This is a genomic window from Methanosarcina sp. 2.H.T.1A.6, from assembly GCF_000979455.1.
Classification (GTDB): Archaea; Halobacteriota; Methanosarcinia; order Methanosarcinales; family Methanosarcinaceae; genus Methanosarcina.
On sequence record NZ_JJOY01000049.1, the window covers coordinates 107,297 to 122,657 of the forward strand.

At 44.9% G+C, this 15,361-nt stretch carries 9 protein-coding genes; 6 read left to right on the top strand and 3 right to left on the bottom strand.

Annotated features, from left to right (window positions below; translation table 11 throughout):
- Nucleotides 1–51: 51 nt before the first annotated feature.
- Nucleotides 52–1,833, bottom strand: coding sequence for a flippase-like domain-containing protein (locus EO98_RS15310; protein ID WP_327037299.1), 1,782 nt, complete (start codon nucleotides 1,831–1,833; stop codon nucleotides 52–54).
- 361 nt (nucleotides 1,834–2,194) lie between these two features.
- A complete protein-coding gene (locus EO98_RS15315) occupies nucleotides 2,195–4,360 on the bottom strand; it encodes a DUF2298 domain-containing protein (protein WP_048142119.1) in 2,166 nt (721 codons plus the stop codon).
- Nucleotides 4,361–4,748: 388 nt separating this feature from the next.
- On the opposite strand from EO98_RS15315, the gene EO98_RS15320 reads away from it, so the two are divergent.
- Nucleotides 4,749–6,188 carry an aldehyde dehydrogenase gene (locus tag EO98_RS15320; RefSeq protein WP_048142122.1) on the top strand — a complete coding sequence of 480 codons (1,440 nt, stop codon included), beginning with the start codon at nucleotides 4,749–4,751 and terminating at the stop codon, nucleotides 6,186–6,188.
- A gap of 249 nt (nucleotides 6,189–6,437) precedes the next feature.
- Here EO98_RS15320 and EO98_RS15325 read toward each other — a convergent pair whose 3' ends face one another.
- Entirely contained in the window at nucleotides 6,438–6,707 is a 270-nt protein-coding gene (locus EO98_RS15325; protein ID WP_048134152.1) for a DUF3303 domain-containing protein, read from the bottom strand.
- Between the two features lie 863 nt (nucleotides 6,708–7,570).
- On the opposite strand from EO98_RS15325, the gene purL reads away from it, so the two are divergent.
- The 5 genes from purL (at nucleotide 7,571) to EO98_RS15360 (ending at nucleotide 15,219) form a co-directional block, all read left to right on the top strand.
- Nucleotides 7,571–9,718: a phosphoribosylformylglycinamidine synthase subunit PurL gene (gene purL / locus EO98_RS15340; RefSeq protein ID WP_048142132.1), complete on the top strand. Its 2,148-nt coding sequence runs from the start codon at nucleotides 7,571–7,573 to the stop codon at nucleotides 9,716–9,718.
- Nucleotides 9,719–10,071: 353 nt separating this feature from the next.
- Nucleotides 10,072–11,208, top strand: coding sequence for a glycoside hydrolase family 57 protein (locus tag EO98_RS15345; RefSeq protein ID WP_048142135.1), 1,137 nt, complete (start codon nucleotides 10,072–10,074; stop codon nucleotides 11,206–11,208).
- Entirely contained in the window at nucleotides 11,205–12,395 is a 1,191-nt protein-coding gene (locus EO98_RS15350; RefSeq protein WP_048142137.1) for a glycoside hydrolase family 57 protein, read from the top strand. The genes EO98_RS15345 and EO98_RS15350 overlap by 4 nt, the downstream gene beginning before the upstream one ends.
- A gap of 44 nt (nucleotides 12,396–12,439) precedes the next feature.
- A complete protein-coding gene (locus EO98_RS15355; protein ID WP_048142139.1) occupies nucleotides 12,440–13,246 on the top strand; it encodes a V4R domain-containing protein in 807 nt (268 codons plus the stop codon).
- Nucleotides 13,243–15,219: a glycoside hydrolase family 15 protein gene (locus EO98_RS15360; RefSeq protein ID WP_048142141.1), complete on the top strand. Its 1,977-nt coding sequence runs from the start codon at nucleotides 13,243–13,245 to the stop codon at nucleotides 15,217–15,219. The genes EO98_RS15355 and EO98_RS15360 overlap by 4 nt, the downstream gene beginning before the upstream one ends.
- Nucleotides 15,220–15,361 lie beyond the last annotated feature (142 nt).

Below are 15,361 nucleotides of genomic sequence, written 5' to 3' on the forward strand. Positions count from 1 at the left end.
TCTTGAAGAATTTTACCGGCCACTTTTTTGCTGATTTTTCTTTTCAGGCTGTCACATCCCTTTCAGCGTATCGGTACTTGTTGAAAGGACCTCTCTCCACCTGAGCCCGAGTCCCGATAGGGCGAACCCGCCTCCAATCAATGTGATCGAGTTCTTTATTATGTGATCAAGTACAGCGACCGTAAACCCGAGTTCCGGCCTGATTCCTCCAAGCCCGAACACTGCAGTAAGGGCAACCTCATATGTCCCTATAGCTCCGGGAGTAATAGGGAACGTTTTTGCAATGTTTCCGAGGGCTACTGCCAGGAAGATCAGAGATATGGTGAATGCTGAAGACATATCTACCCCGGCTGTCGGAAAGGCTTTCAGGACCAGAAAGCAGGTAAGGATATCCATACCCCATATCAGAAGAGAAGAGGCAACCACTGCAAGAAACGCTCCGGGCCGGACAGCAACTACGCTCATCTGGTGGATAAAAGTGGATGCGAATTCCTTTATTTTATTAACATGTTCGCTGGAATAACTTACCGAAGCCTTTTCCTTAACTCCCTTTTTCATGCGGCTTTCCCTGAAAGATAATGCAAAGAGGGCTGCAAAGAAAAGGAGAACTGCAATCCCTGAAAACTTAATAAGGGACTCCATCCAGGAAGCAAGTTCAAACCTGGCAGCAACACCTGAAGAAGCAAGTGCGGCAATGAATGTAATTGCAATTATGTCAAAGACCCTTTCTACGGTCAGGGAGGAAAGGCTCGTTGTAAAGGCAAGGTCCTTACTTTTTTTCAGGATATACATCCTGCTCAGGTCTCCTATCCTTGCAGGAAGGATCACATTTGCAGACTGACTGATGAATATACTACCTGTAAGAAATCCAAGCCCATAATGGTTGCCGAGTCTTTTAAGGATCTGCTGGAACCGGATTCCCCGGAGAGGCCAGGAAACACAGTAAACAAGAGAAGCAAGAGCCAGGGTACCCGGAGACACCTGTTTGATATTTTCCAGAACATCGGAAGCTCCCAGAAAGGTTGTAGCAAGTGCGAGAATTATAAGTGCAAGAGAGGCTGTTAAAATAATTTTTCCTTTCCCTGAAAAAAACCCCGGTAAAAAGAGTTCCCACCAGAGGCGGAAAATCTCAGACCCCATTCCAAGAATATCCTTTGCGAAATTTACCTTGCTTGATCCTCCGTGCCTCCAGTAGACAGGGAACTCCAGAACCCTGTATCCCCGGTGCTGAGCTCTTACCAGCAATTCGGTGTCCCAGAACCAGTGCTGATTCTCAATTTCGTCGAGCAACTCAAAGAGAGCACCTCTCCTGAAAGCCTTAAAACCGCACTGGTGGTCATAGAGTTTTGAATGCAAAAATAGCCGTACAAGGGAGTTGTATCCTCTGCTTGCAAACTCCCGCTTGAAAGGTCTTTTTGCATCGCTTTCGGGCATTATTCTCGAACCGGTGGCAAAATCATAGCCATCCGTACTTACGGCTCTGACCAGTTTTTCCAGATGACTTATATCTGTTGCAAGGTCCACGTCAATATAGCAGAGCACCTCTCCTGAGGCTGCCTTAAAAGCTCTGTTCAGGGCTCTCCCTCTGCCCTGTCGCTCATCGGAATGCAGGTGTTTGACATAAGAGTACTGTCCCGAAAGCCTTGAAGCTATCCGGTCCGTACCGTCCGTGCTCCCATCCTCTGCTATGATGATCTCAAAAGAATCCGTTATCTTTGAAAGAGTCTCTGCTGTTATCGAGACCGTATTTTCTATTCTGGCGGCTTCATTGTAAGCGGGCAGAACTACCGAGACGCTGGTTATACGAACAACCTCTTGATGTTTATGATAAATTAATAGGCTTTTATGCTTACTGAATTCACATGTATTTCCACATATTTGAATAAATTCGATTTATAAAACGTATTTATAAAACGTATTTATAAAACGTATTTATAAAACCTGTTTTGAAGCATATTTATGAAAAGTATTTATGAAACAATGTTTAGAATACTGAAATAAATGATATATTTGGTCTAAATAGCAATTTTTTTGCCTGAGCCAGTTTTTCTCTGAAATCAGACAACTATAATAACGGACAAATAATAACGGACAAATAACAACGGAAAAGTAATAACCGACAAATAACAACGGAAAAGTAATAACCGACAAGTAATAACCGACAAGTAATAACCGACAACTATAAGATCCTTTTTTATGGGCTCTTCTTTAATTTATATATTGTGACTGTATCCCGGTAAACCGGTTCAAAATATGTTTCATTCTCAAATTTATCCAGTTTTATGGAATACATCTGCCGTTCAAGCTTACCGATATACACATAGCTTACGTTATATTTATCCATAAGCTCCAGGGTTTTCTTTTCATCGCCAGTGGAATAAATCGAACGAACATCTGTGATTCTCTTTCCCACTTCTTTGTGGTTTCTTCCCCAGAACCGCTCGTGCCTTGCCCACCCGATAACTGTAGGGAGCCCGGTATTTGCAGAGACTCTGGACGTATAACTGTAACTGCTATCATCTTCAGAAGCTTCAAGAACTACCGGAGATCCTTCAATATTTTCCTGCATCCATTTTATAGCATTGTAATCTCCCCGGTCCAGTTCCTTCATATATTCCATTCCGTCAAGGGCAGGTTCGGCATTCATATCAATTATTCTTGTAATGGTTGATACTACAGGAAAAAAGGCACAGGAAATAACCAGTAGCAAAAGTACAGATGCCCATACTTTTTTTACATAGGCTCCTTTCAAAAGCATTCTATTTCCGGGCTTGCCCCCGTAAAAGGAACGAAGTTCATAGTACGAATAAGAGGCTGCAATAGCAAGGAAAATCCATAAATGCATATAAAATTTGAAAACAGTGTTCATGCGGGCAAAATCGCCTGAAATGGGATCATCAAGGTAAATAATTTCGCAGAGAAGGGCAATGAAGGCAGCTGTTGCTATTAGAAGAAATACAAATCCTGTCGCGCTTCTTTCCTGAAGATCCTTCAGGAATAAAAACAGAGACAGGGCAAGCAGGGGAAAAAGAACTGCAAGCAGGGGAATAGACCATGCCGCAGAAAGCAGTGTTGAGGCTCCAGCAAAAAGGATGAAAAATCCGATTTTTCGCCTGGAATCAAGGCGAGTTACAAGGAAAGAGAAGATCAAAAACAGGAAAAGTCCGAAAAGGATCAGGAATTTATCAATCGTTGTCCTGAGTTCCGGCACAACAAAATCAAATCCTCCTGCCGCCTGAGGGCTAAAGGACAGGTAAAAGGGCAAATATGGCAGAAAGCTGAAGGCCGAAACAAGAATGACTGATTTGGAAAATTCAGCAACAGAACCGAATAAATTTCTATTATGAATATAACGCCCGTAATAAAATGCAAAGATAATAAAAAGTGCCAGGCCGAAGTACACCGGAAAGTCCCAGGAATTGGATGGGAATAAAAAACCCAGAGATATTGAAAATGTAATAAATGCCAGGCTATTTTCAAAGATTGAGTTCTCACTTCTCCTGAAATATATATTCAGGAGAAATACAATCACAAGCAACTGAAACGGGATTGCAAGCATATGAGAGTGCAGGTCCCCATGTATGAAACTGAAATACGGAAACTCGTTTATCGTAAAAGGAATAACCCTCGAACTGCTCCAGTAGTATCCCCTTGTAACCTGCTCCTTGAGGACATACATGGATACGAATTCTATAAGTCCCTGTAAATTTCCAAGCAGCATCCCGAATCCAGCAGTAAGGAGTCCATACCTTATTTTCCCATGAGTCAGGTTATACCCGATGCCGAAAAAGATGTTGAAGGAAAGAGCAAAAGTAAGTGCAACTGCCAGGTTAAAAAGTATGGTAGGTTTGACAGCACTGAGTTTTCCCAGAGCACCCACGGAAAGATACCCGAAATAATAGTAAAAATCCAGAAACCCGCCCGCAAACCAGGGATCTGCCGGAGGAAAAGAGGAAGTCTTTATTACTGCATTTAAAAAAGCAAAGTCCATAAATTTCTCGTGCATGTATATTTCCGGAAGGTGCACGCGTACAAGTAAGAAAAAAAAGAACCCTGTGAGGAACACGAGTTCATTGACGAGCAGAACCTTTCTTTCGGGAAAAATCTTCTGTTTCCGATAAAGGCCAATTGACAGCAGGCAAAGAACAAGGAATGAGATCAGGATTGTGTTACGGTTAAAGCCCCATATGTAAGAAAAGATCCAGGAAAAATAGGCGACAAGTATAATTCCCAGAGGTTTTGCTGCCGAAATGCCCCTGTCAGCCAGCCTGTTTCCAGCATTTCCAGCAAGTGGAATCGCAATCAAGCCCAGGATCTCTATAAGAAAAAACCATAGAATTACTTGAAGGTAATCTGACACTGTTCTCTGTACCTGCCTGTGATATTCATTCTTTTAGCTACTGAAAAATTGCAGTTCGTAAAGTAAACTCACACGTTATATCCTGGAAAATGCCGTTTCTGAAGTATCTTTATCCCCATAAAAGCCCATCTGGAGTCCCACTTCTATTCTCCAGAAGAGTCTCAAAATACGCCAAAACTTTTATACTAAGTGATCAACAAATCCCGTTTTTTGAGTCTGCCAGACGATCCTGTATTGATACTATGCAATTCGTAAATATACTTATATTTCTGTCGAACGGGAATTTGTTTTTCGTTTAACTCTCACTATATTCTTTGCATTACACTCCCAAACTATTAATTTACAGATATAAAACTCTTTGTTAGCTTAAAATAGGTCTTTGCAAATAATGGTAGCTATGAAAATGCAGATCAACGGAAAAGCTGTAGAAGCATGTGGCAGCGAGTTTTTTGATGTGAAAAATCCTGCAACAGGTGAACTTCTAGAACAGGTTCCCCGGGGCACAGAAGAGGACGTAGCTGCGGCGGTTGAAGCTGCTTCATCAGCTTCCGCAGGCTGGGCTTCCGCATCTCCGCAGCAGAGGGGAGGAGTTCTTTACAGGGCTGCAGGAATTGTCCGGCAGAGGAAGGATGAGCTTGCTGCCCTGCTTACGCAGGAACAGGGAAAGCCTCTTGCAGAAGCCAGAAACGAAATAGAAGGGTTTGCCAGCGTCCTTGAATATTACTGCGGACTTGCAGGCAGTCTACGAGGGGACTTCATTCCGGTCCCGGGAAATGGGTATGCTTTTACCGTAAAAAACCCTCTTGGGGTCTGTGCAGCCATAATTCCCTGGAACATGCCTGCTCTGATTATGGGCTGGAAAATTGCCCCTGCTCTGATTTCCGGGAATACTCTTGTGCTGAAGCCGGCAAGTAACACTCCCCTTACAAACCTTACTCTAGCTTCGATCCTTAGTGAAGCCGGGCTGCCTGCAGGTGTGCTGAATGTGGTTACAGGGCCGGGGGAGACAGTAGGAGAAAGTCTTGTTCGCAGTCCGGATGTAAGAAAAATATCTTTTACAGGAGAATCCAGAACCGGAAAACGAGTAGCTGAACTTGCAGCCAGCAGGATGAAAAGGGTTACTCTTGAGCTGGGGGGAAGTGACCCTATGCTTGTGTGTGACGATGCCGATCTCGAAAGTGCTGCTGCCGGAGCCCTGAGAGGGAGGTTTTACAACTGTGGTCAGACCTGTACTGCTGTCAAGAGGCTGTATGTTTTTGAATCCATAGCTGAAGAATTCATAAAAAAGCTTGAAACCGGCGTCAGGAACTTAAAAATCGGAAATGGGCTGGACAAAAATACCAGTATAGGACCTCTTAACAATCGCCATCAATGGGAATATATAAAAGAGCTTGCAGCCGAAATCGAGGAGAAGGATGCAGGCAGGATAATTACCGGAGGAAAAGTACCTGCATTCAAGGGTTCTGAGAAAGGGTATTTCTTTGAACCCACCCTTGTTTCAGACGTACCCGGAGACTCCAGACTTTTGAAAGAAGAGGTTTTTGGTCCTTTACTGCCCGTGGTGACGGTAAAAGATCTGGATGAGGCAATAGAGGAGGCAAACCGTACCAGTTACGGGCTTGGTGCGTCTATCTGGACAAAAGATTTAGACCGGGCACGAGCAGGGTGTGAACAGTTAAATGCAGGGATTATATGGGTCAACCAGCACATGAAGGTAGCCTCCGAAGTTCCTTTCGGGGGAGTTAAGGAGAGTGGTTTTGGAAGAGAAAACGGACCTGATGCTCTTTCTGAATATATGGAGACAAAAACAGTACTGTTAAAAACCTGAATGTTAAAGCTGAATGTTAAAGCTGAATGTTAAAGCTGAATGTTAAAGCTGAATGTTAAAGCTGAATGTTAAAGCTGAACGTTGAGTGTTAAAAGGTCCGGTGTTAAAGATTTTAAGGTTAAAAGGTTGAAAACTAAAGACCTGACTGACGAAGCAAAAACAGAAACCATAAAATAAAGATTTTCGATGAGCCTTAATCAGCTGGCTCACCGAGTTCCTTTAAGTAAACTGATGTATAATCTTTGCAGCTTATTTTTTGTACTTGGGCAGAAGCTGCATGAATTCGGAAGCTTCCATTACAGGGACACTGTCAATCATGCAGATATCGGACCAGGGCAGATTGAAGGCTCCGTAAGCCTCGGAACTTTCTGCTTCATAAAGAATGTAATAGCGGTTTCCGGAAAGGTCAACCCACTGGTTGATAACATCAATTCCGTCAGGAATTTCCAGTTTCTTAAAGTGTTCAAGGATCTTATCGCGATCCGAAGGGTCCCAGGTACTAACGTCCATGAATAACATCTTTTACCACTCCTTTTATTTTATGCCGCCCATACCCCTTCCCGGAAGCTCAGGCAGCTTCTGTTCAGCATCCGGGTTCTTTTTTGAGAGCTCAGCCTTAAGGAAAACATTTGTATGGTCCCCTCTGCCATCCCCTTACGGGTATGACCTGTGTGCCCCCAAAAAACCGGTTTACGGCAGAAATTCAGAACGTTTTTTAAGTTTTCTCTGCCTCTCCTTAATCTGCCACTCCCAAATCCCCATGAGTGACAAATCCGGTAAGGCAGGCAGCCATGCAGAAAGAAGTTCTGCAGGTACAGACAGTATAATATCATCCCTTAGGCTATATAATAGTTCGTCCGAAGGGATTGTTTTGACAGAAGGATCGCAAATTAGCTCTTAAAATCCCTTATCTAATTTGACACCTATTTCTTTAAAAGTATCTCCCAAATGAATTCTTATTTCCAACTTTATTTTGCATTTCTGTCAGTACCAGCAGTCGATAAAAGACTCGTCTCTGATGTTCTGGTTTCTCAGGGACATTCTACCTGTTCTTTCCTCTCATTCTCATATGAAATTTGAGTTTGTTTTCCATTGGGGCATGAACATTTCCGCCGATTCTCCACTTTTTATTTACCCGGGGATTGATTCTTTCCTCTTCATCTCAATACTTTACAGTGTTTATGGCTGACAGCTACTTATTTTGCAGAACCTTTTTCCTCTCCGGCTTAAAGAAATATTTATCTAATCCCTGTCCCTTTATGTCCGCATAGTCTATTAACGCTACATTAACGCTACATTGAAACCCCTGATATTTCGGGGAAATTATAAGAGAAACTAAAGCTTCGGCATCCAAATGAGGCTTAAGAATCAGAGGCAAGGCAATGTTACCTGAAGAAGACCTGAAGATCATTAAAAAAGAACTTGGGAGAGAGCCTACCCTGGTAGAGCAGGGCTGTTTTTTGAATATGTGGAGTGAACACTGTTCCTACCGCTCAAGCGCCCATCTCCTGAAAACCTTCACAACCACGGGCGAAAACGTTCTTATCGGTCCCGGAGATGATGCTGCAATCATTAAATTCGATGACGGATATGTGCTTGCCATAGGCATGGAAAGCCACAACCATCCTTCATATGTAGATCCATATAACGGGGCAGCTACCGGTGTGGGAGGGATCGTGAGGGATATTATATCCATGGGAGCCCGTCCGATAGCCCTTATGGACCCGCTTTATTTCGGGCCTCTGGACACTCCGAAAAACCTCTTCCTTTTCGAGCAGATCATTAAAGGAATCGCAGGGTACGGGAACTGCATAGGAGTGCCCGTTATCAATGGCGAGACGTTTTTTGACCGAAGATACAGCGGAAACCCGCTGGTAAATGTTGTTGCAGTCGGGCTCTGTAAGGAAGAAGAAGTAATGACCGCCCGCTCCCAGAAAGCCGGAAACAAGCTCGTGCTTGCAGGTTCTGGCACTGGAAAAGATGGACTTGGTGGAGCTTCCTTTGCTTCCAGAGACCTTTCCGAATCAGCTGAAGCCGACGACCGCCCGAGCGTTCAGGTCGGGGACCCATACACCGAAAAGCTTGTCATGGAAATGACCCTGGAAGCCATAAGAAAAGGATATGTAAAATCCTGCAAAGACCTTGGTGCTGCCGGTCTTGGGGGAGCAAGCTCGGAACTGGCTGTAAAGGGCGGACTGGGAGCACGCATTATTGCAGATGCGGTTCCGCAGCGCGAACCTAACATGAATGCATATGAAATCCTGCTTGCCGAGTCCCAGGAGCGCATGCTCTTCGAAGTAGCTCCTGAAGATGTCGATGCAATACTTGCCCTGGTCCAGAAATATGACCTGAATGGGGCTGTGATCGGACACCTTACAGAAGAGCCCACATATACAGTTGAGTTCAGAGGGGAAATCGTTGCCGACATTCCAATTGGTTTTCTGACCGGAGGAGCTCCGACCTGCGCGAGTCTCGTAGAAGCCCCCACACGAAGGGAAGAAGGCAAAAAACCGGAAACTCCAGAAGACCTTAAAGCGGTTTTCCTGAAGGTCCTGTCTTCCTACAACATTGCCTCAAAGGAATGGATCTACAGGCAGTATGACCACGAGGTCCAGCTAAGAACCGTTGTCAAGCCCGGAGAAGATTCCGGAGTGCTCAGGATTACCGATACAAAAGGAATTGCACTTTCCTGTGGTTGCCAGCCCAGAGCCACTCTTCTTGACCCCTATACCGGAGGAAAGACTGCAATTCTTGAAAACGCCATGAATCTTGCAGTAAAAGGTGCAGAGGGCCTGGCTATTGTAAACTGCCTTAACTTTGGAAATCCGGAGCGCCCTGAAATCTACTGGCAGTTCAAAAACGCCGTACTCGGGCTTGGAGACGAAGCCAGAAGGTTTTCAATCCCGGTGGTCGGAGGGAACGTTTCTCTCTATAACGAGAGCGATGAGTTCAAAACTGCAATACCTCCTACTCCCTCGATAGGTATGATAGGGAAAGTGGATCTCGAAACGCCTCTCCCTTCAAGTTTCTTTGCGAAGACCGGAGACAGCATTATCCTTGTAGGAGAGACAACCCCTGAAATGGGAGGCTCCGAATACTATGCCTGCATGGGGTCTGAAAATGCCGGAAAGGTCCCTGCAGTCCCGGAGAACGCCCCTGACGTTATAAAAGCCATAATCGAAACTGTTAAAAGCGGAAAACTAAGTTCTGCACATGACCTTTCCCTTGGAGGGATCGGTGCAGGGCTTGCAAAGATGTGCAGAAATCTGGGCGGAAAAGTAGACCTCAGCGAAGCTGCAGGAGAAACGCAGGCGGAAGAATTCCTGTTCTCAGAAGCTCCCGCAAGGGCACTGCTTGCAACGCCTGAACCTGAAGCTGTACAGGAACTTCTTAAAGGCGTGCCCCACGCAGTAATCGGCAAAGTGGGAGGCGAAACCCTTGAAATCAAAGGCAAGAATTTCGAGCTTTCCCTTTCCTTAAATGAAATCGCAGAAGCTTACGGCAGCCTTACCAGATTCATGATGGGATGATTACTTCATCCCCTCTTTCTTTTTAGTCCGGTGCTTTTATTGATTTGTTTTATGCTGTTTTTAGCCTATTGTCTGTATATTGCTACGATCTACGCAGGAATTCCTTCAATATACCATCTCTCTTAATTGCTTTACTGGCTTGTAAGTTGTTTTTTATCTGGTTGGCAGGCAGGCCCTAACCCCCGTACGGCGCAGGAAGAGAAAACTGAGAAATTCCTTCTCCGGGTTCCGGCTTAGATCCCCCAATTAACCAGGAATCAGCTTTTTTGAATCTGATCAATAATTCCGTTATTAGGCAAAAGACTGAAAGAAACAATAGTTTTTAGTAGGTTTCCGCACAAGATTCTTTTGTTATGAAAGCCGTGTGCATGTGTCTGGGAGTACATCTGCCTTACAGTCCCAAATGGTACTGGCCTGTGGAGGGTTTTTCCGGAGTGCCTGAAATGGACAGGTATTTTGACCGAAATCAAATTTTTTCAAGGCTCTTGAAAACAGGGAGAGAATTTCTGCGCCTTAATGATTTTTTTCTAGAATCCATTGAAAGGGGGGGAAGCTATGCCTTTGACCTTTCAGGTCCTTTCCTGGAACAGTGCAGGTGGGACCCTGAACTTCTTGAATCTTTAAGGGAACTTTCGGAGAGTAGAAGGGTAGAGTTTACAGGAAGCTGCAGTTACCATTCCCTGAGTGCCCTTTATCCTGACCTTTCCTGGTTTAAAGAGGAAGTAATGAGTTACAGGGAAATGCTCAGGGAACTGTTAGGAGTAAACCCCAGGACTTTCGTGAACACAGAACTTCTGTACACGGAAAGAGTAGGAAGTATACTTGCAGATATGGGTTTCAGGTGCCTTATTGCCGAAGGGTCGAGAAACATTCTGGATGGATGTGATCCTGTCCGTGTTTTTGAAAAACACCTTCCGACTCTTCTCAGGCATATAAACCTCAGTGAAGACCTTGAACTGCGCTTTTCTGAACAAAACTGGGAAGGTTATCCTCTGATCCCGGAAAAGTTCGCAGACTGGATTGCAGGCATGGAAGGGGATGTCCTTACCCTTTATTTAAATTACACAAGCCTCTGCCTTCACCACAGGAGCAAGAGCATGATAGCCGATTTTATACGGGCTTTTCCGGAAGCTCTGAAGAGCCGGGGCATTGAAATGATTACACCTTCGGAAGCAGTAAGCAGGTTCAGTCCTTTGAGACTTTCTACTCTTGGGACCGAACAGACAATCCGTTACGGAATGCACAATGCTGTCGGAAACCATGCGCAGCAACTCTACCTGAGAGAACTGGTAAGGGTAGGGGAAGAACTTGCAGAAATTAAAGAAAAACCGAATTATCAAAAGCTGAAGCATCTTTTCGGCTACCTCCAGCAGAGTGAAATCCTTTTTTCAATGAATGCGGGAAACGCCCGGGAAGGGTCTGAAAGGGCTGTGAACTATTTTTCCATTCTCTCGGATTTAAGAAGAGCCGTTCTGGAGGAAGGGGCATGACCTCTCTCTGCATGTACTTTCAGGTGCATCAGCCTTTCAGGCTGCGCAGGTTCTGGCCTGATGACAGGTCTGGCTTTTTCCGCTACTTTGATGAAAGAAGCAACAGGGAGATTTTTGAAAGAGTGGCCCATAAATGCTACATCCCTACAAACAGGGCTCTTCTGGATTCTCTCGACGAGCATAAAGGGGAGTTCAGGTTTTCCCTTTCGATTACTGGCACACTGCTCGAACAATGCGAACTCTGGGGAAAGGAGGTGCTTGAGAGTTTCCGGCAAATGGCAGAAACAGGGGCTGTGGAGTTTCTGGATGAGACCTGTTATCATTCTCTCTCAAGCCTTTTTGATGACAAAACCGAATTTATTGAAGAAGTGAAGGAACACCGAAAAATGGTTTTCGACCTCCTTGGGGTTAAACCTCAGGTATTCCGCAACACAGAACTTCTTTACAATAACACCATAGCAAAGGTAGCTTCCGAGCTGGGTTATAAGGCAATTCTTACGGAAGGTGCGGACCATATGCTTGAGGGGAGGTCTCCTAACGTACTTTATAAGGCAAAAGACTCAGGGTTACCCATTCTCTTCAGGAACTACAAGCTGAGTGACGATATAGGGTACCGTTTTTCGGCAAGGTGGTGGGAAGGATATCCACTTACTGCGGAGAAATGGGCATCGTGGGCTTCAGGGGTTAAGGAGGATTGTATCAATGTTTTTATGGACTACGAGACGTTCGGAGAACACCAGTGGGAAGAAACCGGAATTTTTAATTTCCTGGAAAAACTGCCTGCAGAAGTCCTCAAAAACGGTCTGGAATTCAGCACTCCTGTAGAGGTTGCCAGAAAATATTCCCCTGTAGCCGAGATCGATATTGGAGACTTTTCGACGATTTCCTGGGCTGATATGGAACGCGATACCAGCGCATGGCTTGGAAACGATATGCAAAGGCGTTGTTTTGAAGAGATGAAACTGCTTGAGCCTTTTGTGAAAAAAACAGGAGACCCCGAAATCCTGCGTATATGGAAGCACCTGTTGACTTCGGATCACTATTACTATATGTGCACCAAGTGGTTAGGGGATGGAGACGTGCATTCTTATTTCAGTGTTCACTCCACACCTTTCGAGGCAGCAGTAAACTTTATGGCAGTACTTATGGACTTTAAGGCTCGTGTATTCAGGAGCTTAACGCAATAACTTAATGAAATGTATACATATAGGTTCATGGGAGTTTGAGTCACATGGTTAGGGACTTATGCATGTTTGCAGGATTTAATGAAGATTCGCAGATTGTATGGTTCAAGGTTACTTATTCGAAAGAGCCTGGTTCTTTATCTATAATAACTGATTTTTTTGAAAAAGAGAATGCCTTCATTATGTTCGGGCATATTGACAATATTACACAGACGACCGGAGAATACTCCATATTTACAGAGCTTAAGAAAGATGTGGATATGGCGAATCTTGCTCAAAAAATAGGAGAATTGGAGGTTGTAAATGCAGTTGAATTTGGGATTTCAGAATTTGGGATGATTTACTCTGTTGATTTCCCCCTGAATGTCATAGGTGTCAGGGGAGTTATGGCAAGGGCACTCACAATTGTTGATATCATCAAAACTCTTAATCAGAGTGTGCCACATGCAGAAGGGCTTCTTACCCTATCCGGACTGCGGGGAGGAAGTCATGCTGCAAAATATTTCAAGAGTATAATGCCTATTAATAACAGCAATTTCGCAAGCATGCTTGCAGAGTTGTACAGAGCTGTGGGCTGGGGAATCCTGGAAATTGACTGTAACCCCGAAACCTACGAAGGAAAAATCATTGTAAAAGACTCGTTTATAGCCGATGTTTACGGAGCTTCGGACCAGCCGGTATGTGCCTTCATGAGCGGCTACTTTGCGGGTTACCTGACCGAGTATTTTGGGAAGAACATAAGTGTGAGGGAAGTCAGCTGTAAAGCCACAGGCAAGAATTTCTGCGAACATGTAATCTCACTGGCTCCCTCCAGCGCAAGCCAGGAATACCAGCTCAGAGGGGACACACGGTGATCAGACAACCGAATGTCATTCTCGGAAATGACGAACTGCTTGTGACAATGGGCAGAAAGGGAGATATTTTAGGCTTATTTTATCCCCGCAGAGACCATGCCCAGCACGTAGAAGAATCCCTTGCCTGTATCCATACAGGAGAAAGGCTTCTCTGGACAAACGATAACGACTGGCATTCTATTCAGAACTATATCGAGGACACCAATATCGTATCCACGAAACTCTATCACGACTCAGGGATAAGGATCTCGATTCTTGATCTTGTGCATCCTGAAGTGCCTGTCCTTATCCGCAGGTTTAAGGTTCAGTCCCAGCAAAAGATGTCTGGAAAATTCTTTTACTATTCTAATTTTAACGTAGGGGAAACCTCCAAGAAAAACTCCGCATTTTGCGATACGGAAGCTCGCCTGCTTGCACAGTACTGGCAAAATTACTATATAGGAATCTACGCCCTGCCGGAGTTTACGGAATGGCAGATCGGAAAGGCAATGGATACCATATGGTGGACAAATTCCAAATACGATATGGAAGACGGAAAGCTGCAGCGTAACAAGGAAGATATAGGGAATATCAACAACGCTGTTGGCTGGGACCTTGAACTGGAAGCTGACGGGGCAAATGAGTTTGTAATCTTTATTGGAGCTGCATCTTCCCGGAGCCTCCTGTATAAGAGGATGCATGAGTTATCCAAAATGCCCCTGGAACACATCTTTGAAAAGACGCGGGAACACTGGGTGATGTGGCTATCAAAAAAACACGTGCTCAAGATGCCAGGACTTGAAGGGCATAATAACCTGCGCCAGGAGTTATTCAATGCATATAACCGGGCTCTTCTCATGCTTTATCTCCTGAACGACCGTGAATATGGGTCTTTCGTGGCTGCTCCGGAGTTTGACTCCAATTTCGAGAAATGCGGAGGATACGGGTTTTGCTGGAACAGGGATACCTCGGAGGTTGTGCTTGCTCTCAAGCATTCCGGATATCCCGAGTATTGTGATAGATTTTTCAAGTGGTGTATCCGGGCCCAGCTCCCCGATGGTTCATGGTTCCAGCGTTACTGGCTCAACGGAGACATAGCTCCTTCCTGGGGTAATTTTGACTATTCAACCCAGATAGACGAGACCGGGTCCACACTTCATGCCATGGATGTGTATTACAGGATTCTCGAAGGCCTCAAAAAGGTTGAATTTCTGGAAGAGGTCTGGGTCTCCGTGCTCAGGGCTGCCGAATACCTGATGAAGAGGACCAAGTCCGGGCTGCATGAAAGCTGTATGGACCTGTGGGAGACTTATTACGGAGTTTTCACCTATACCAATGCCTCGATCTATGCAGGGCTCATGGGCGCCTCTCACCTTGCGGAAGAAAACGGTGAGTCTGGCATGGCAAGACGCTGGAAGAAAAGGGCGGAGTTCATCAAGCAGGCTACAATTGACCGGTTCTGGCTTCAGGAAGGCTATTTTGCAAAAGGAATCATTAATGAAAAACTGGATAAAACGATTGATGCAAGCGTCCTTGGAGCTTATATGCCCTTTGGAATGCTCTCCCCGAAAGACCCTGTGGAAAGGGATATGATTCTTTTCCTGATAGAAAATATCCAGAAAAAGCTCTCAATTCCTATCAATGCGGGTAATGGAATCAAACGTTACGAAAATGACAGTTACATCGACGGAAATCCCTGGATAATAACCACTCTCTGGCTTTCGGAGGCTATGTTTGCCTTTGTCCTCGATCTCCCCAATGGAAAAGAGGGACCTTATGCCGAAGATGTGAAAAAATTGACCGATGAAGGGGTTAAATGCCTGAGATGGGCTCTGGCCGGAGCAACAAGCACAGGGCTTCTCCCTGAACAGGTGGACAAGTCTACAGGAAAACCAGCATGGGCAATTCCTCTTGGCTGGAGCGGTTCTCTCATGCTTGACAATATCCTTCTCCTTGATAAGATTTGCAGAAGAAACGCAGGAAATCATGAATAAGGCTGAATATATGAAAAAATAAGTACTGGAAAAAAAGAAAGTAAGGGAGCCCGTTAATTACTTTATACAGGCAAGGATTTGCTCATAAGAGCGTTCCTCAAAGTAATTGACGAGCTGCCGGCTTTCTCATCGAATTCCGGAT

What these genes read in the sequence shown, in the direction of transcription:
- EO98_RS15320 (WP_048142122.1), top strand. Translation starts at nt 4,749, where the DNA reads ATGGTAGCTATGAAAATGCAGATCAACGGAAAAGCTGTAGAAGCATGT.
- purL (WP_048142132.1), top strand. Translation starts at nt 7,571, where the DNA reads ATGTTACCTGAAGAAGACCTGAAGATCATTAAAAAAGAACTTGGGAGA.
- EO98_RS15325 (WP_048134152.1), bottom strand. Translation starts at nt 6,707, where the DNA reads ATGTTATTCATGGACGTTAGTACCTGGGACCCTTCGGATCGCGATAAG.
- EO98_RS15355 (WP_048142139.1), top strand. Translation starts at nt 12,440, where the DNA reads ATGGTTAGGGACTTATGCATGTTTGCAGGATTTAATGAAGATTCGCAG.
- EO98_RS15350 (WP_048142137.1), top strand. Translation starts at nt 11,205, where the DNA reads ATGACCTCTCTCTGCATGTACTTTCAGGTGCATCAGCCTTTCAGGCTG.
- EO98_RS15345 (WP_048142135.1), top strand. Translation starts at nt 10,072, where the DNA reads ATGAAAGCCGTGTGCATGTGTCTGGGAGTACATCTGCCTTACAGTCCC.